The sequence below is a fragment of the Dankookia rubra genome (assembly GCF_004355005.1).
Lineage (GTDB): Bacteria > Pseudomonadota > Alphaproteobacteria > Acetobacterales > Acetobacteraceae > Paracraurococcus > Paracraurococcus ruber_A.
The window spans coordinates 71,159-88,349 of record NZ_SMSJ01000010.1 but is presented as its reverse complement, the minus strand read 5'-3'; the positions used below and the strand labels follow the sequence as shown (position 1 = coordinate 88,349).

Genomic DNA, 17,191 nt, shown 5'->3' with positions numbered 1-17,191 from the left:
GTCGAGGCCCGCGGCGGCCGGGCCTGGACAAGCGCCGCGGTCGGCATAGACAGCACCCAACATGCCCGGAGACACCATGGCCCCCGCCGCCACCCCGCTGCGCGCCGCCCTCTACATCGACTTCGACAACGTCTATTCCAGCCTGGCGGCGATCGACGAATGGGCGGCCTGGAGCTTCGGCGCCGAGCCCGGCCGCTGGCTTTCCTGGCTCGAGGCCGGGGCCGGCGGCGGCCCGCGCCGGCTGCTGGTCAGGCGGTGCTACCTGAACCCGGCCGGCTGGACCGAACCCGCGCATGGCGGCAGCCTGGCCGCCTGGCTGCAGCAGCCGCGGGTCTACTACAGCCGCTTCCGCCCGGCCCTGGTCCGCGCCGGCATCCAGGTGGTGGACTGCCCCCGGCTGTCGCGCCTGAAGAACGGCGCCGACATGGAGATGGCGCTGGACATCCTGGATGCGCTGCACCACCCGACCCGGTTCGAGGAATTCCTCATCCTCTCGGGCGACAGCGACTTCACCCCGCTGCTGCACCGCCTCAGGGCGCATGACCGGCGCAGCCTGGTGGTGGCCCACCCGCTCTCGGCCCAGGCCTTCCGCGCTTCGGCCGATGCGGTGGTCCCCTTCGAGGACTTCGCCGAGGCGGCGCTGGACGGCGAGGCGCCGGCCGATCCGCCGCGCGAGGTGGCCGGCGACACGCGGGCGGAGGCGCGTCCCGCGGGTCCTGCCGCGCGCCCGGCCATCGCCCCGCCGCCGGCGCAGCCCGCCGCCGATGCCGTGCCCGATCCCATGCAGGATCCGGGCGACCCGGCGGCCCAGCGGATCGCCATCCTGGCCATGCTGCGGCAGCTCGTCGCCGGCTCGGCCACGCCGCTGCACCTGCCCGCGCTCGGCAAGCGCATCCACGTGCTCGGCGGCGCCTGGGTCCGGCAATCCCGCTTCGGCGGCGCCGGCACGCTGGCCAGGCTGATCGAGGGCGCCGAGGGGCTGGCCCTGGAAGCCGGTCCCGGCGGCGGCTGGCTCTATGATCCGGCGCGGCACGAACGCCCCTCGCTCGAGCAGCCCGGCGTCTCCTCCGGCCTGGCCGCGGGCCTGCCGGACGATCCGCTCGCCCGCCTGGTGGCCGAATTGCGCGCCGCGATCGGCCCCGGGCCGGAGGTGCCGCTGCTGGCGCCGGAGGCGCTGGACTTCGCGCTGCGCCACCTCGCCGGCATGCTGCCGCTGCAGGCCGCGCCGGGGCCGGAGCAGCGCGGCGCGCTGGCCGCCGAGGCGAGCGCCGCCGGGCTCGAGCTGCCGGCGCGCTCGGTGGAGGCGCTGGTGGCCTGGCTGAACCGCGCCCGCTTCGACTGGGGCGCGACGCCCGACGCGGATACCCCGGCCCGGCTGGCCCGGGCGCTCTTCGCCGAACTGACCCGTGCCGCCGCGGCAGCGGGGGCGCGGCTGCCGCCCGAGATGCTGGCGGCCCTGCGCGATTGGCTCGGCCTCGCCCCCCGCGCCGGGGCCGAGCCGGCGGCCGAGCCGGCGATCCCGGCCCTGCCCGCGCGGCGCGCCGACCAGGAACCGGACCCGCAGCCGGCATGAGCCATGGCCGTGCCCAGCCGTTTGCCGGAGGGGCGCAGCCCGGCCTCTATCCGGCCCACCTCCGGGGCCATGCGGCAAATGGAGAAAAGCCGCCGGCCCGGTAGGGCGCGGCGGCAGGGACAGGTGGACGGGCTCTTGGTTCCGCTATCCCGCGCGAGCCCCGACCGGGCCTGGTGACGGTCGGGGCGGAGCGGTCGCGGCCGATGTCCGGCCCGCGCCGGTGCCGCACTGCCCAAGGGGCCGTACGGCACCGCAGCGGATCAGACGATCAGGCTCACATCGTAGTTGTAGGCATAGAGCACCGTGCCGGTGTAGCCGACCAGCGTGACATCGCCGCTGGACTGGCCGTTGGACCAGGTGATCCTCGTGTCGCCGCCCTCGACCAGGCGGGTGAAGTCGGCGGCACTGGTCACCCCGGTTCCGGTGCCGAAGGCGAGGCTGTTCTTGTCCGACAGCCCACTGATCCGATCGACGCCGTTGCTGCCCGCGATGAGCACGAAGAAGTCGGCGTTGCCGTTGCCGTCGCTCATCGAGTCGTTGCCGGCGCCGCCGATGAGGATGTCGTTATTGGCCCCGCCGGCCAGCGTGTCGTTGCCGTCGCCACCGAAGAGGTAATCGGTGCCGGCGTCACCGTTGAACACATTGTCTCCGCTGCCGCCGAAGACGCTATCGTCGCCACTCAGCAGGTTGAGGCTTACCGGGGCGGTGGTGCCGCGGAAGTCGAAGCGGTCGGCCTGCGTCGTCGGGGTGGGGGCGAGCCCGGTCACGACGCTGAGCCGGAAGGTGTCCTGGACCGAGAAGGTGCCGTCGGAGGCCTGCACCGTGAAGGTGTAGCTGCCGGGTGCGGTCGGCGTGCCGCTGAAGGTGCCGGTCGCCGCGTTGAAGGTCACGCCCGCGGCCGATCCGCTGACCAGCGAATAGGTCGGCGTGGTGCCGTCCGGGTCTGAGAAATTGCCGGCCACGCTGAAGGGGGTGAAGGCCGTGCTGAGGACGACGACCTTGTCGGGGATCAGCGAGGCGACGGTCGGCGCCTCGTTCACGTTGGAGACGTTGAAGCTGACCGCCTTGTCGAAGGAGAGGCCGGCGGCATCGGTGGTGCGGACGGTCAGGCCGACGGTCGGCGTCGCCTCGTAGTCCAGCGAGACGCCGGCGGCCAGCTTCAGGGTGTTGCCGGAGAAGACGTAGTTGCTGTTGCCGACCACGCTGTAGGTGAAGCTATCGCCGGCATCCGGGTCGGTGGTCACGACGGTGCCGATGATGGCGCCGGCGGCGTTCTCGAGCACCGTGCCGGCGGTCAGGGCGAGGTCGGTCGGCGCCTCGTTGACGTTGGTGACGTTGACGGTGAAGGCGCGGGTGATGCTGAGGCCGCTGCCATCCGTCGAGGTGACGTTGAGCGCGACGCTGCTGGCTTCCTCGTAGTTCAGGGACAGGCCGGCCTTCAGCGCGAGCACGCCGGCGACAACCTCGAAGCGGTTGTCATCGACGGTGTAGGTGAAGGTATCGGTCGCGGAGGCATCGGTGGTGGTGAGGGTGCCGATGGTGCCGGCCAGAACAGTCTCGGCAATGGTCGGGGCCGAAAGGGCGATCTCGGTCGGAGCGTAGTTGCCGTCGACCGAGACCATCAGCTGCTCGAAGCGGATGGCGGAAAAGCCGAGGCTGCTTGCGGTATAGGCCTGAGTCTGCCCGAGCGGGCTGGCAAAGCTGGCGGCGAGCCCGGCCAGATCGCCCTGGACGCCCGCGGCCTGCCACTGCGCCAGGGTGAGGGCGACATGCAGGGTGTCGATGCCGTCGCCGCCGTCGAGCACGTCGAGGCCGGCTGACGGCGCCGCGGCCACCGTCTGCTTGACGAGGTCGTCGCCACCGCCGCCGACGACGGTGTCACGGCCGAGGCCACCCTCCAGCCAGTCATCCCCCTCGCCGCCATGGACCAGGTCGTCGCCGTTGCCGGCCATGACGACGTCGTTGTCGGCGCCGCCATCAAGCGTATCGTCGCCGCCGCCACCGTTCAGGGTGTCCAGGCCGGCGCCACCGAGCAGGCTGTCGGCGCCGGCATCGCCGTTCAGCATGTCGGCGCCGTTGCCGCCATCCAGCGTGTCGTCATCGGTGCCGCCCGACAGGGAGTCATTGCCCTCGCTTCCCACGAGCAGGTCACTGCCGGCATTGCCGACGAGCTGGTCGTTGCCGTCCTCGCCGTACAGCGTGTCGTTGCCAGTGCCGCCGACCATGCGGTCGGCGCCGGCGCCGGCATTCACCACACCGGCCACGCCGGCCCCGAGTCGGGCCGCGACGTCCACATAATCGTTCCCGCTCGTCCCGGTCAGCGAAGGCATGACGATCCTCTCAAAAAAACAACCCCTGAGAGGCGGCACGTAACGAACGCGCGATCTTTCGTCTACAAAAAGTAATGTCTAAAAGTTAAAATCGCATAGCAAAACAACGATTTGCTTAAGCATCCTACGTATAATGTATGCAATGCTCCCATCAAGCTCGATTGCCTTCGGCGTATCGGAGCTGAAGGATCGGAACGGCAGAAGCCGAGACGGAGCGATCGTTCCGTTGCGGCTTGCGAAAATCCGCGATGGTTGTTGGCATCACCTCACAAGCCGCAGCCACCGCTGCCGGCCGGCGTGACAGCCAGGCACCAGCGACCCCGGGATCAGGCGGCGCGCAGCGCCGCCAGGGCCGTCCGCGCCTCGGCCACCGTCAGCCCCGCCAGGCTGTCCCGCTGCAGCACCGCCACCGCCCGGCCGCGTGGGGCACAGAGCGCAGGGTCGCTCTCCGGCCCGAACAGCGCCAGGGTCGGGCAGCCGGTGGCGGCGATCAGGTGGGTCGGGCCGGTATCGTTGCCGAGCGCGAATTCGGCCCGCCGGGCGACGGCGCCGAGCGCGGCGTAGCCGGTGCGCCCGGTGAGGTCGACGCCCCCCGGTGCCGCGGCCAGGATCTCGGCCGCCAGCGGCGCCTCCGCCGGGCCGCCGACCACCGCCACCGGCAGGCCGAGCCCGGCGGCGAGCGCGGCATAATGCCCGACCGGCCAGCGCTTGCCGGGCCGCGCCGGGGAAGCGCCGGGGACCAGCAGGACGTAGCGCGGCGGCAGGCCGAGGCCGGAGACGTCGCCATCCAGCCAGCCGAGCTCGGGGGCCGGGAAATCGGCGATGCCGGCCATCACCAGCTGCTCCCGCTGCCGCTCGATCGTGTGCATCAGGTCGCGCCGCGGGTTGGCATGCGGATGGCTGGCGCCGCGGGCGATGCCGGACCACTCCACCCCCCGCCCGAGCAGCCAGCGGTAGCGGGAAGAGCGCGACGAGGTCTGCAGGTCGTAGGCCCGGGCGAAGCCGGCGCCGCGCAGCCGGCGGGCCAGCCGCCAGATCGCCGCCGGGTCGGACCAGGATGGCCGGCCATCGGTCCAGACCCTGTCGAACCAGGGGGAAAGCCGCGCCAGCTCGGCATAGGGCGGCGTGGTCAGCAGGGTGATCTCGGCATCGGCGTGGTGCGCGCGGATGGCGGCGAAGGGGCCGAAGGCCTGCACGAAGTCGCCGAGCGCGGCGAGCTTGATGACGAGGATGCGCGGCCTCATGCGAGTTCCCGGTAGAGGTCGAGCGTCGCCGCCTGCATCGCCGCGGTGGTGTAGGCCTGCAGCACATGCGCCCGCGCCCGGGCGCCGATCCCGGCCCGCGCCGCCGCCGGCAGGTCGAGCACCTGGCGCAGCTGCGCGGCCAGCGCCGCCGGGTCGCCCGGCGTCACCCGCCAGCCGGTGACGCCCTGCTGCACCGTCTCCCGCGGGGCGCCGAGATCGGCGGCGATCACCGGCCGCGCCATGGCCTGGGCCTCGATCACGGTGCGGCCGAAGGCCTCCGGGTCGGTCGAGGCATGCACCACGACATCGGCCAGCAGCAGCGCCGCCGGCATGTCCTCGGCATGGCCGGCCAGCAGGACCCGGTCCTGCAGGCCGAGCGCGGCGATGCGCGCCTCGAGCTCACGCCGATGCGCCGCACCGCCGCCGACCAGCACGGCGACGGCGTCAGGCACCCGTGCCATGGCCTCGACCAGCACGCCCTGGCCCTTCCAGCGGGTGAGGCGGCCGGGGAGCATGATGACGGGGCGGCCCCCGGGCAGCGCCCAGGCGGCGCGCAGCGCCTCCAGCCGCGCCGGCGTCACCAGGGCCGGGTCGAAGAGCGCGGTATCGACGCCGCGCGGGATGACGCGGATGCGGCAGGGCTCGGTCCGGTGGTGCTCGCGGATATGGCCGGCGATGAAGTTGCTGATGGCGATCACCCGCTCGCCGCGCGCCATGACCGAGTTGTACCAGCGCTTGCCCGGGAAGTTCTCGTTGTAGGTGCCGTGATAGGTGGTGACGAAATGCGCGCTTGTCCGCCGCGCCGCCAGCAGCGCCGACCAGGCCGGGGCGCGGGAGCGGGCATGGATGACCCCCACCCGCTCGGCGCGGATCAGCGCCGCCAGGCGGCCGGCGTTGCGGAGGATGCCGAGCGGATTCTTCCGCGTCAGCGGCAGGGTGACGTGGCGGGCGCCGAGCGCTTCCAGCGGCGCGACCAGCGGCCCGCCGGCGGAGGCGACCAGGGCGCGGCCGCCGGCACGGATCACCGCGTCGGCGATCTCCAGCGTGCCGCGCTCCACCCCGCCGGAGACGAGGGCGGGCAGGACCTGCAGGACGGTGGGAACGGCGGGCGCGGCGGGCATGGCAGCGTGGTAGCCGCGGCACCCGGCCGCGTCACCCCTCGCCGATCGGCCGCGGCGCGGCGATCCCGGCCGCGGCCGCCCGGGCCGCCAGCATCGGCGGGATGCCGGGATGCAGCGCCACGCCCTCGGCCAGCGCCCGGGCGCGGCGCCGCCAGGCGCGCTCGCCCGGCAGGCGCGGCGCCGGGCCGCCGGCGACCGGCGGGTTCGCATGCACCGCATCGGCGATCCAGCCGGTCTCGCGCAGGAAGGCCTCCGTCCCGCCGAAGCGGGCCGGGTCGATCACCAGCACCAGGACCGAGGCGCCCCAGCCGGCCGGCGGATCGGCCCGGCCATGGCCGCCCAGCGCCGAGGTCAGCGCCTCCACCATCAGGCCGAGGCCGAACCCCTTGTGCCCCGCCGCCATGCCGCCGAGCGGCAGCAGCGTCCCCGCCGGCTCGGCGAAGAAGACGTTGGGGTCGTCGGTCGGGGTGCCCTCGGCGTCGAGCAGCGCCTGGTAGGGGAAGCGCGTCCCCTCCGCCCGCCGGCGGCCGGTCATGCCGTTCGTCGTGATCGACATCGAGACGTCGACCATCACCGGCCCGCCGGGGCTTGGCCAGCCAGCGGCGAGCGGGTTCGGCGTGATCACCCGCCGCGTCCCGCCCCAGGGCGCGACCGAGGCGGTGCCGGGATCGGAGCAGAGCAGCTGCATCACCTGGCCGCGCTCCACCACCCGCGGCAGGTAGGCGGCGAGGCAGCCGATATGGTGGGCGCGGCGGATGGCCACGGCGGCGAGGCCGAAGATCGCCGCGCGCTCCGAGGCCAGGTCGGCGGCGGTGCGGACCAGCCAGGGGCCGGGCAGCTTGTCGCCCTCCCAGGTCTCGGCCACGGGGGTGGAGGAGAGCACGGTGGGCCGGCCGTCGCCCCGCATGTCGCCGGAGGCGAGGCCATCGAGGTAGGGGGCCAGCAGGGCGAGGCCATGGGTGTCGTGCCCCATCAGGTCGCCCTCGACCAGGATGTCGGCGACGGTCGCGGCCTTGGCCTCCTCCATCCCGCCGGCCTCGAACAGGGCGGCGGCGAAGCCGCGCAGCGCGGCCGGGTCGAACCGGAGGTTCGCGGGGGGATGCGACCGGAGGTTCGCGGGGGAATGCGACCGGAGGTTCGCGGCGGGATCCGACCGGAGGTTCGCGGGGGGATCCTGGCGCAGGCTCACGCCCGGGCCAGCTTGGTGGTGCGGAACGGCTCCAGCGTGTCGATCGCCTCGGGCGCGGCGTGCCGCCAGGTGAAGTATCGCAGGGTCATATCCTCCGGCGTGACGTCGACGATGGTGAAGCCGTTCTCCTCACGGGCGGGGAAGGTTTCGTCAACCACCAGGCCGCCCGGCGCCTGGGGCACCATGCCGCGGAAGGCGGAGGCCCAACCGGCCCCGGCGGTGCCGAGCGTACCCGACAGCACGGAGACCACCGGGTTGGCCGAAAGGTCGTGCGCGCCGCTGCGGGCGATGCGGGTCTCGCCGCTGGCATGCAGGTCGCCGCTGATGAAGAGCGGGATGCGGTCGCGCCTTGCGCTGGCGGCGGCCAGCAGGCGGTCGTGCTGGGCGCGCCAGCCGGGCTGCCAATAGGGCTTCGCCCGCGCCGTCGTCAGGCGGCCCTCGGCCTCGACGTCGCCGTACCATTCGCCCCACTTGCCGGCCGACCAGCCCGGCGGGGTGGAGGGCGCGTTGATCAGGTGGGCGGTCTCGCCCTGCTGGATCCGGCGCAGCAGCCAGTCCTCGGTTGTCTGCGGGACGAAGGCGCCGGTCGGCCCATGCAGCGCCATCCAGCGGCGGCAGTCGTAGAGCAGGACCTCGAGCAGCCGGCCGTAGCGCAGCGTGCCGAAATTCTGCGACACGCCATCCACCCGCGTGCCGCCGAGGCCGAGCGGGCGCGCCGCATCGGGCAGGAATTCGGGGTAGTACAGCCGCTGCGTCGCGCGCGAGGCCGCCCGCATGAAGGGGTCGGGCGGGAAGGTGACCAGCCTGTCGTCGGCCTCGTCGTTGTCGAAGTAGTCGTGGTCGTCCTGCAGGAAGAAGGTGGGGACCGAGCGGCAGCGGGTGCCGTAGAGCGGCACGATCTGCGGCGCCACGGCGCGCTTCAGCACCGCCTCGTTGTGGCCGCCGTCGAGCACCGCGCCTTCGCGGGCGAATTGCCCGACCTCGGCGATGGCGCGGGGATGCTCGCCATAGGCGCCCTTCGCCCGGCTGCGCAGGTCCCAGTAGACATGGTCGCCATTGGCGACGAGGACGTCCGGCGCGAAGGACAGCGCGCGGTCGAGCAGCCGGGTGCGGAGCGCCATGGGCAGCTGCCGGCCCAGCAGGTCGTTGCCACCGGCGCAGGTGTAGAACAGCACCCGCAGCCGGCGCGGCTGGTCGCCCGGCGATGGGAAGGTCGAGAGGGTCCAGGGGTCGCAGAGCGGCTTGTCGTCGGCATCGACCAGCGTGAGGCGGTAGTCCCAGGCCGGCTGCAGCCCCTCCGCATCGAAGGTCCAGCAGGTGCCGACCAGGTCCTGGCGCTCGCCCGGCACCCGGATGCCGTCGAGGTGCAGCACCGGCAGCTGGTGCAGCGGGTCGCGCAGCGAGACCTTGAGCAGGGCGCGGTCGTGGCTGACGGTGGGCAGGATGTGCAGCACGCCGCCGGCGTTCCAGGGCTCGGGCTGGCCGAGTGCCGGCCGGCCCGCGGCCAGCAGGGCGGCGCCCGCGATCAGATCCCTGCGTCGCATTCGATGTCCCCCGTGGCCCATCCAGGGTGCGATCCCGGCCGGCGCGATGCAACCCGGCCGCGCCGCCGCTACCCGCCCTTGACCCCGCCCGCGGTGAGCCCGGTGACGATCTGCTTCTGCGCCACCAGCGTCAGCAGCAGCACCGGCAGGGTCACCAGCAAGGCGGCGGCCGAGAGCGGGCCCCAGGCGATCTGCTCGAAGGTCAGCATGTTGTTGACCGCGACCGGCAGGGTGCGCGTCTCCCGCCCCGCCAGCACCATGGCGAAGACGAAGTTGTTCCAGGAGAAGATGAAGGCGAGGATCGTCGCCACCGTGATCCCCGGCCGCGCCAGGGGCAGCGCGACATGGCGGAAGGCCTGCCAGAGCGTCGCGCCGTCCACCAGCGCCGCCTCCTCCAGCTCGCCGGGCAGCCCCTCGAAGAAGGAGATCATCACCCAGACCACGATCGGCACGGTGATGACCAGGTGGGCGACGACGATCGGCAGCAGCGATCCGGTCAGCTCCAGCCACTGGAACAGCAGGAACAGGGGGATCAGGTAGGACAGGCCCGGGGTGATGCGGGCGATCAGGATCAGCGCCGCGGCCCGCATGGCGCGCATCCGGGCGATGCCGTAGCCCGCGGGGACGCCGACCAGCAGGGCGAAGCCGGTGGCCGAGAAGGACACCACCACGCTGTTCCAGGCATAGAGCAGGAAGTCGTTGCGGGCGAAGACGTCGCGGTAGTTGTCGAGCGTCGGCGGGTCGGGGATGAAGACCGGCGGCCAGGCGGTGTTGTCCAGCTCGTTCTTCAGCGACAGCGAGAGCATCCAGAGGAAGACGAGCACCGCCGGGGAGACGAGCGCCAGGACGGCGAGGCTGAAGCCCAGGCGCTCCAGCGCACGGGTCACGCGCCTCATGTCACGCGCACCCGCTGCCGGGTCCAGAGCAGCAGCGCGGCGAGCAGCATGATGATGGCGAAGAACACCACCACGACGGCGCTCGCATAGCCCACGTTGTAGAAGGCGAAGGCCTGCAGGTAGAGGAAGATGTTGATCGTCTCGCTGGCCTGGCCCGGCCCGCCCTGGGTGATGACGTAGATCGTGTCGAAGGCCTTCAGCGCGTCGATGGTGCGGATGATCAGCGCCACCACGATGAAGGGCGCCAGCAGCGGCAGGGTGATGTGGCGGAAGGCCTGCCAGGGGGAGGCGCCGTCGATCTTCGCGGCCTCGTAGGGGTCGATGGGCAGGGACGCCAGGCCGCCGAGGATCAGCAGCATCACCAGCGGGGTCCAGTGCCAGACCTCCACCAGCACCAAGGTCGGGATAACGGTATCGGCGGAATAGACCCAGAGGCTCGGCGGCAGCCCGACCTGCGTCAGCAGCCAGTTCAGCACGCCGAGCTGCGGGTGGAACATCATGGTCCAGACCAGCGCCACGGCGACCGGCGTCGCCATCATCGGCAGGATGAAGACGGTGCGCGCCAGGCCGCGCAGCGGGAAGCGCCGGTGGAAGCAGAGCGCCGCGGCGAGGCCGAGCAGCATCGGCGCGACCACCGCCAGCGCGGTATAGGCCAGCGTGCGGACCACCGCCCAGCCGAAGCGGGCATCGGTGAAGAGCGTCTCGTAATTGCCGAGGCCCACCCATCGCCGCTCGCCGCCCAGCCGCCAGTCGAAGGCGGACACGTACAGGGTGAAGGCCCAGGGAAAGACGATGACGGCGATGACGACGACCGCCGCTGGCACGACGAACCAGGCATAGCGGCGGGCATAGTTGCGCCGGCGCGGCAGGGCGGCCGAGCCGGCACCGTCGAGCACGGCGGCGTCGCGCGGCATCAGCCCTTCTCCTCCAGCACGCAGTCCGCGGGCAGCGCCACCCAGGGCAGTTTCGACCGGGTCCAGATATGCCGGTCCACCCCGAACCAGCCGGGATCGTCGAAGCAGCCGCCGGCGATGACGCGTCCCTGCGGCGCGCGCTCGACCCGGAGGCCGGTATTGGCGCCGCAGCGCGGGCAGAACTCGACCTCGAGCCAGCGGCCGCTCTCGTCCGAGACATGGCGGTAGGTGGCGGGCGCCGCCCCCGTCATCTCCACCGCCTCGGCCTTGAAGAAGGGCAGCACGGCGAAGGCGCTGCCGGTGCGCCGCTGGCAGAAGGCGCAGTGGCAGACCGAGGTGCGGATGGGCGGGCCGGTGACGCGGAAGCGGACCCGGCCGCAGAGGCAGCCGCCTTCGTGTGCCTCGGCCATCAGCTCTCCCGCTCGGATTGCTCGAGCACCGGGCGGAACTCGGCGGTCGCCCGCTTCAGCTCCGTCGCCACGTCGGCGCCGCCGAGCGTGTTGGTCAGCGCCGAGCCGATCACGTCGCGGAACTGGGTAACGGGGACGATCTCCGGCAGCCCGGCGCGGGCGATCTTCGCGCTGGCCTCCAGCGTCTGGAAGAACTCGCGCGGGAAGTGGCTTTGGCTGATCGCCTCCTCGTTGCGGAAGGGGCTGCTGCGGGCCGGGACGCCGGCGCCGGAGGTCAGCCATTTCAGCTGGTTCGCGCGGCCCAGCGCCCATTGGATGTAGAACCAGGCCGGGCCCTTCTTCCTCGAGGCCTCGGGGATGGCGTAGCCGGCGCCGAACAGCGCGCAATGGTGGTTCGGCCCCGGCCCGCGCGGCACCACGGCATAGCCGACCTTGCCGGCGATGCGCGAGCGCGCCTTGTCCTCGAGCGGGGCGGCGAAGCCGATGCCGTCCACCCACATCGCGGCGCGGCCCTGCATGAAGGTGGTCTGGCACTCGTTCCAGTTGAAACCGATGGAGCCGGGCGGCGAAAGGTCGCGGATGAACCTGCGGTAGGTCTCGCCGGCCCAGATGGCGTCGGGCGTATCGGTGATGAGCTGGCGGTTGGCGTCGATCATGTCGCGCTGCGCGGTGCCGAGCAGGTAGCTCGACCACAGCACCACGTTGGCGTTCTTCACGCCGCGGCCGACATGGCCGTGGATCTGCTTCGACGGGTCGGCCAGGCGCTTGGCGGCCTCTGCCATCTCGTCCCAGGTCTTCGGGATCCCGACGTTCCTCGTCGCGAAGAGCTCCTTGTTGTAATAGAGGATGAAGTAGTCGGCGCCGGCCGGGCAGCTGTCGAGCCGGCCGTCCGCCTGGGTCGCGTAGCTGACCATTCCCTCGCCGTAATCGGCGAAGTCGAAATCCGGCGCGGTCAGGCTGCTATCCGCGATCAGCGCCTTGATGTCGGTGTTCCAGCGCGCCTTGCCGACCTGCCGCTTGTTCACGTGCAGGCTGATCTCGGTGACGTCGAAGGAGGGCCGGCCGGAGGCGTATTCGACGATGATCTTCTGCCGGTGCTGCTGTTCCGGCACCACCTCGAGCCCGACCTTGATGCCGGTCAGCTCCTCGAATTCCGCGTTGTTCTTCTGCAGGAACTGGCCGCGCGGCGAAAGCTGCACCGTCGCCTCGATCCGCTCGCCGCGGAAGCGGCGCCAGTCGAAGCCGCCCTGCGCATTCGCCCGCTCGACCAGGGCCGGGGCGGCCAGTGCCGCCGCGCCCGCCCGCAACGCCTCGCGGCGCGTCATGTCCACCATGGACCTCTCCCCTGTCCGGCGCGGATGCGTGCCCGCGCCTGTGCCCGGGGATGGTCGGCCGAAAGCCGCACCGGCGGCAAGCCCGTTCCGACTCCGCCCCGGGGGGTTCCCGCCCGGCCCGGCTCGGCTAGGCTGCGCCGCAGAAACCTGGGGGAGGATGGGGCGCATGCCGCGGCTCGATGGGATGGCGCTGCCGGAGGACTGGCGGGACGGCTGCTTCGCCGCACGGGTGATGACCAAGGAAGGACCCTCGGCCGTCGCGGTGCTGCGCGGCGCCGCCTTCGACATGACCCCGGCCTTCGGCACGACCAGCGCCTGGCTGAACGAGGCCGACCCGATCGCCGCCATCCGCGCCCGCGGCGTGCCCATGCCGATCGACCTGCCCGCGGCGCTGGCCAACAGCGCGCACAACAAGCGCGATGCAAACAAGTCCTGGCTCCTGGCGCCGGTCGACCTGCAGGCGGTGAAGGCCTGCGGGGTGACCTATGTGCGCTCGATGCTGGAGCGGGTGATCGAGGAACGCTGCCGCGGCGATGCCAGCCAGGCCGAGGCGGTGCGGGCCGAGGTGCGCGGCATCATCGGCGACGACCTCTCGGCGGTGAAGCCCGGCAGCGCCGAGGCGATGCGGCTGAAGTCGGCGCTGGTGCAGAAGGGCTGGTGGAGCCAGTACCTGGAAGTGGGCATCGGCCCGGATGCCGAGATCTTCTCCAAGTGCCAGCCGATGGCCGCGGTCGGGCCGGGCGCGCTGATCGGCGTGCACCCGATCAGCCAATGGAGCAACCCGGAGCCGGAGGCGGTGCTGGCGGTGAACGCCAGGGGCGCCATCCTCGGCGCCATGCTCGGCAACGACGTCAACCTGCGCGACGTCGAGGGGCGGTCCGCCCTGCTGCTGGGGCGCGCCAAGGACAACAACGCCTCCTGCGCGCTCGGCCCGGTGCTGCGGCTCTTCGATGCCGGCTTCGGCCTCGAGGACGTGCGCGGCGCCGACATCACCCTCTCGATCGAGGGCACCGACGGCTTCCGGCTGGAGGAGACGGGCGCGGTCGGGCTGCTCAGCCGCGAGATGAAGGACATCGTCGGCCAGCTGATCGGCCCGCACCACCAGTACCCCGACGGCACGGCGCTCTTCCTCGGCACGCCCTTCTCGCCGAGCAAGGACCGCGGCGCGCCGGGCCAGGGCTTCACCCACAAGCCGGGCGACGTGGTGCGCATCGCTACGCCCCGGCTGGGCGCGCTGGTGAACGAGGTGGCGCGCACCGATGCCTGCCCGCCCTGGAGCTTCGGCACCGGCGCGCTCTTCGCCAACCTGGCGCAGCGCGGGCTGCCGCGGCGGTGAGCGCGTCCGATGACCGCAGCGCCGAGAGGCGCGAAGGTCTGCATCGGCCGGGCCAGACGATGACCGAGGAAGCCGGGCGCCTCGATCGCGGCGACGGCGTCGAACTCGCCTGGCGCCGCCGCGCCGGGCGCGGGCCGGGCGTGGTCTTCCTCGGCGGCTTCAACAGCGACATGACCGGCAGCAAGGCGGAGGATCTCTCGGCCTTCTGCGCCGCGCGGGGCCAGGCCTTCCTGCGCTTCGACTACAGCGGCCACGGCGCCAGCGGCGGCAGGTTCGTCGACGGCACCATCGGCCGCTGGGCGGCGGATGTCGAAGCGGTGCTGGACGCACTGACCGAAGGGCCGCAGATCCTCGTCGGCTCCTCCATGGGCGGCTGGATCTCGCTGCTGCTGGCGCTGCGGCGGCCGGGGCGGCTGGCGGGCCTTATCGGCATCGCCGCGGCGCCCGACTTCACCGTGCGGATCGAGGCGGCGCTGCCGCCCGAACCCCGCGCCGCCATCGAGCGCGACGGCGTCTGGCACCGGCCGAGCGCCTATGGCGACCCCTACCCCATCACCCGGGCGCTGCTGGAGGACGGCCGGCACCACCTGCTGCTGCAGGCGCCCGTGCCGCTCGACGCGCCGGTGCGGCTGCTGCAGGGCCAGCAGGACCCCGACGTGCCCTGGGACACCGCGCTGCGCATCGCCGCCGCCCTCACCGGCCCGGACGTGCAGGTGGTGCTGGTGAAGGACGGCGACCACCGGCTGTCGCGGCCGCAGGACCTGGCGCTGCTACGCCGGACCCTGGCCGCGCTCCTCGGCGAGGATGGCGGCTAGCCCTTCCCGGTAGCCCGGGTAGCGCCAGGCGATGCCGAGCGCAGCCTTGGTCGCGGCATTGGCGACGCGGCGGTTCTCCGACCAGAAGCTGCGCGCCATGGCGGACATGCCGGGCAGCGCCTGCTCGAAGGGGATGGCCGGCGGCGGGGCGATGCCGAGCAGCCGCGCCGCTTCCTCCACCACCGCCGCGCTCTCGGCCGGCTCGTCGTCCACCAGGTGCAGCACCCGCGGCCCGGGCGGCCGGTCCTGGCGCAGGGCGGCGAGCACGGCCAGCGCGATGTCGTCGCGGTGGATGCGGCCGAACAGGTGCCCGGGCTTCAGCGTGCGCCGGGCGGTGCCCTCGCGCAGGTCGTCGAAGCCGCTGCGGCCCGGCCCGTAGATCCCGCCGGTCCGGAAGATGTCGAGCGCGCGCCCCCCAGCCAGGGCGGCCCAGGCCTGCTCGGCCTCCAGCCGCCGCCGGCTGCGCGGCTGGCCCGGGGCGGGCGGCGTCGCCTCGTCCACCTCGGCGCCGCCGCGGTCGCCATAGACGCCGGTGGTGGAGAGGTAGCCGATCCAGCGCAGCCCCGGCGCGGCGCGGACCGCCGCGGCATGGGCGGCGAGGACGGGATCGCCCGCCTCTCCTGGTGGCGCGGTGACCAGCAGGTGGGTGGCGGCGGCGATCGCCGGGCCGGCCGCGTCGAACCGCACCAGCTCGACGCCCGGCGGTGCCGCGGCCCGGGCCGGGTCGCGCGCCGTGCCCTGCACCGTCCAGCCCGCCGCCGCGGCCTGCCGTGCCACGGCGCTGCCGCTATAGCCGAGGCCGGCGACGAGGAGCCTGCTCATGTCCTGATCCATCATCCCGTCGATCTGGCGCAGATTCGCGCATCCGACTAGACTGGCAAGGTGACGCGCATCCGCCCCGTGCTGCTCGGCGCCGCCGCCGGCGCCCTCATCGCCCTCGCGTCGGGGTCGGCGCTGTTCCTGCTGAACGGCCCGGAAGCCGAGGCCGCCGGCGAGCCGCTGCCCCTGCCGCCCGATATCCCGCGGATCGCCAGCGGCCCGCAATACGAGGAATGCCTCGGCCTGCTGCGGCAGGACCCGGACGATGCGTTGACCTTCGCCGAAAGCTGGGAGGCCGCCCAGGGCGGCGAAGGCGCCAGGCATTGCGCCGCGCTCGCCCTGCTCGGCATGGGGGAGACCGAGAAGGCGGCGGAGCGGCTGGAGGCGCTGGGCCGCAGCAGCCAGGGCAGCGCCACGGCGCGGGCGGCGATCTATTCGCAGGCGGTGCAGGCCTGGATGATGGCCAACCAGTCCGGCCGGGCCTTCGGCGCGGCGACCATGGGGCTGACCATCGCGCCGGGCGACCTCGACCTGATGCTGGACCGGGCGGTGGCGCTCGGCACGCTCGGCCGCTACGCCGATGCGCTGGAAGACCTGGCGCGGGTGCTCGACGCCGATCCCGGCCGGGTCGAGGCCTGGGTCTTCCGCGCCGCCTCCCTGCGCCACCTGGACCGGGTCGACCAGGCCTCCACCGCGGTGGACCGGGCGCTGCGCCTGGCGCCCGAGAATGCCGAGGCGCTGCTGGAACGCGGCATCATCCGCCAGCTCCGCGGCGATGTCCGCGGCGCCCGGGCGGATTGGGAACGGACGATCGAGGTGGCGCCGGACAGCGCCGCGGCCGACCTGGCGCAGCAGAACCTGGCGCTGAACGAGGCGGGGCCGAAGCGGCGGTAGTTCCGCGCGGAGGCAGGGCGCGAGGCGCCGGCCCGACCGACCCGGGCTCCTGGCCGGGCGGTCAGAAATCCAGGTCGGCGTAGTGCGCCGGCGGCGTGACCCCGCTCACCCGTTCCGCCAGCAGCGCCCGGAAGCAGGGCCGCGACTTGCAGCGCGCATACCACTCCTTCGCCGCCTCGTTCAGCGACCAGTCGATGTCACCGACATAGTCCAGCGCCGAGAGATGCGCCGCGGCGGCGAAATCGGCGAGGCTCACCGTGGGGCCCGCCAGCCACGCCCGGGTTTCCGCCAGCCAGCCGATGTATTCGAGATGCGGGCGGAGGTTCTGGTAGCCGGCGCGGATCGCCGAGGCATCCGGGTTGCCGCGGCCGAGCAGCCGCTTCATCTGCTTCTCGAACAGCAGGTTGCGGGTGACCTCGGTGGCGAACTTGCCGTCGAACCAGGCGACCAGCCGGCGGGTCTCGGCGCGCTCGGCCAGGGTCCGGCCGAAGAGGCCGGTGTCCGGATAGGCTTCGTCCAGGTATTCGCAGATGGCGTAGCTGTCGGCGATCGACAGGCCGTTCGGCTCCTGCAGCACCGGCACGGTGCAGGCGGCGTTCATCTCGAGGAATTCGGGCCGCCTTTCCCAGACCCGCTCGACGCGGAGCTCGAAGGGGATGCGCTTTTCGGCCAGCGCGAGGCGGACCTTGCGAGCGAAGGGCGAGAGCGGGAGATGGTAGAGGATGCGCACGGCATTGCTTATGCCATCCGCGCCCCGCCGGGAAAAGCGCCG

General features: G+C 73.0%; 15 protein-coding genes. 4 read left to right on the top strand and 11 right to left on the bottom strand.

The annotated features are described in order from the left end of the window. Positions 1 to 76 precede the first annotated feature (76 nt). Positions 77 to 1,573 carry an NYN domain-containing protein gene (locus E2C06_RS10860; protein ID WP_165982323.1) on the top strand — a complete coding sequence of 499 codons (1,497 nt, stop codon included), beginning with the start codon at positions 77 to 79 and terminating at the stop codon, positions 1,571 to 1,573. Between the two features lie 260 nt (positions 1,574 to 1,833). Here the strand turns inward: E2C06_RS10860 and E2C06_RS10855 are convergent, their stop codons facing one another. The 9 genes from E2C06_RS10855 to E2C06_RS10815 form a co-directional block, all read right to left on the bottom strand. Further along, the gene (locus tag E2C06_RS10855) at positions 1,834 to 3,867 is read right to left on the bottom strand and encodes a calcium-binding protein (protein ID WP_165982322.1); all 2,034 of its coding nucleotides are present in this window, start codon (positions 3,865 to 3,867) and stop codon (positions 1,834 to 1,836) included. Positions 3,868 to 4,229: 362 nt separating this feature from the next. Next, a complete protein-coding gene (locus tag E2C06_RS10850; RefSeq protein WP_133288621.1) occupies positions 4,230 to 5,147 on the bottom strand; it encodes a glycosyltransferase family 9 protein in 918 nt (305 codons plus the stop codon). After that, on the bottom strand, positions 5,144 to 6,268 hold the full coding sequence (locus tag E2C06_RS10845; RefSeq protein ID WP_133288620.1) for a glycosyltransferase family 4 protein: 1,125 nt from the start codon (positions 6,266 to 6,268) through the stop codon (positions 5,144 to 5,146). Before E2C06_RS10845 ends, E2C06_RS10850 begins: the two co-directional genes overlap by 4 nt. A gap of 31 nt (positions 6,269 to 6,299) precedes the next feature. Then, positions 6,300 to 7,457 carry an Ldh family oxidoreductase gene (locus E2C06_RS10840; RefSeq protein ID WP_241671211.1) on the bottom strand — a complete coding sequence of 386 codons (1,158 nt, stop codon included), beginning with the start codon at positions 7,455 to 7,457 and terminating at the stop codon, positions 6,300 to 6,302. Beyond that, positions 7,454 to 9,001 carry a metallophosphoesterase family protein gene (locus tag E2C06_RS10835; protein ID WP_133288619.1) on the bottom strand — a complete coding sequence of 516 codons (1,548 nt, stop codon included), beginning with the start codon at positions 8,999 to 9,001 and terminating at the stop codon, positions 7,454 to 7,456. The genes E2C06_RS10840 and E2C06_RS10835 overlap by 4 nt, the downstream gene beginning before the upstream one ends. Before the next feature lie 68 nt (positions 9,002 to 9,069). Next, on the bottom strand, positions 9,070 to 9,897 hold the full coding sequence (locus E2C06_RS10830) for a carbohydrate ABC transporter permease (protein WP_133288618.1): 828 nt from the start codon (positions 9,895 to 9,897) through the stop codon (positions 9,070 to 9,072). Further along, positions 9,894 to 10,811: a carbohydrate ABC transporter permease gene (locus E2C06_RS10825; protein ID WP_133288617.1), complete on the bottom strand. Its 918-nt coding sequence runs from the start codon at positions 10,809 to 10,811 to the stop codon at positions 9,894 to 9,896. Before E2C06_RS10825 ends, E2C06_RS10830 begins: the two co-directional genes overlap by 4 nt. Then, complete coding sequence (locus E2C06_RS10820) at positions 10,811 to 11,221, bottom strand: GFA family protein (RefSeq protein WP_133288616.1); 411 nt, start codon at positions 11,219 to 11,221, stop codon at positions 10,811 to 10,813. The genes E2C06_RS10825 and E2C06_RS10820 overlap by 1 nt, the downstream gene beginning before the upstream one ends. Then, a complete protein-coding gene (locus tag E2C06_RS10815) occupies positions 11,221 to 12,555 on the bottom strand; it encodes an extracellular solute-binding protein (protein WP_133288615.1) in 1,335 nt (444 codons plus the stop codon). The genes E2C06_RS10820 and E2C06_RS10815 overlap by 1 nt, the downstream gene beginning before the upstream one ends. Positions 12,556 to 12,721: 166 nt before the next feature. On the opposite strand from E2C06_RS10815, the gene E2C06_RS10810 reads away from it, so the two are divergent. Further along, positions 12,722 to 13,891, top strand: coding sequence for a fumarylacetoacetate hydrolase family protein (locus tag E2C06_RS10810; protein ID WP_133288614.1), 1,170 nt, complete (start codon positions 12,722 to 12,724; stop codon positions 13,889 to 13,891). Then, positions 13,888 to 14,706, top strand: a complete 819-nt coding sequence (locus E2C06_RS10805) for an alpha/beta hydrolase (RefSeq protein ID WP_456305176.1) — start codon at positions 13,888 to 13,890, stop codon at positions 14,704 to 14,706. Before E2C06_RS10810 ends, E2C06_RS10805 begins: the two co-directional genes overlap by 4 nt. Here the strand turns inward: E2C06_RS10805 and E2C06_RS10800 are convergent. Then, a complete protein-coding gene (locus E2C06_RS10800) occupies positions 14,662 to 15,528 on the bottom strand; it encodes a Rossmann-fold NAD(P)-binding domain-containing protein (RefSeq protein WP_133288613.1) in 867 nt (288 codons plus the stop codon). The two genes, E2C06_RS10805 and E2C06_RS10800, sit on opposite strands and share 45 nt — an antisense overlap. A 60-nt stretch (positions 15,529 to 15,588) precedes the next feature. Here E2C06_RS10800 and E2C06_RS10795 point away from each other — a divergent pair, with 60 nt between their 5' ends. Further along, positions 15,589 to 16,419, top strand: a complete 831-nt coding sequence (locus E2C06_RS10795) for a tetratricopeptide repeat protein (RefSeq protein ID WP_133288612.1) — start codon at positions 15,589 to 15,591, stop codon at positions 16,417 to 16,419. Between the two features lie 61 nt (positions 16,420 to 16,480). Here the strand turns inward: E2C06_RS10795 and fzlA are convergent, their stop codons facing one another. Then, entirely contained in the window at positions 16,481 to 17,149 is a 669-nt protein-coding gene (fzlA, locus tag E2C06_RS10790) for an FtsZ-binding protein FzlA (protein ID WP_133288611.1), read from the bottom strand. Between the last annotated feature and the right edge of the window lie 42 nt (positions 17,150 to 17,191).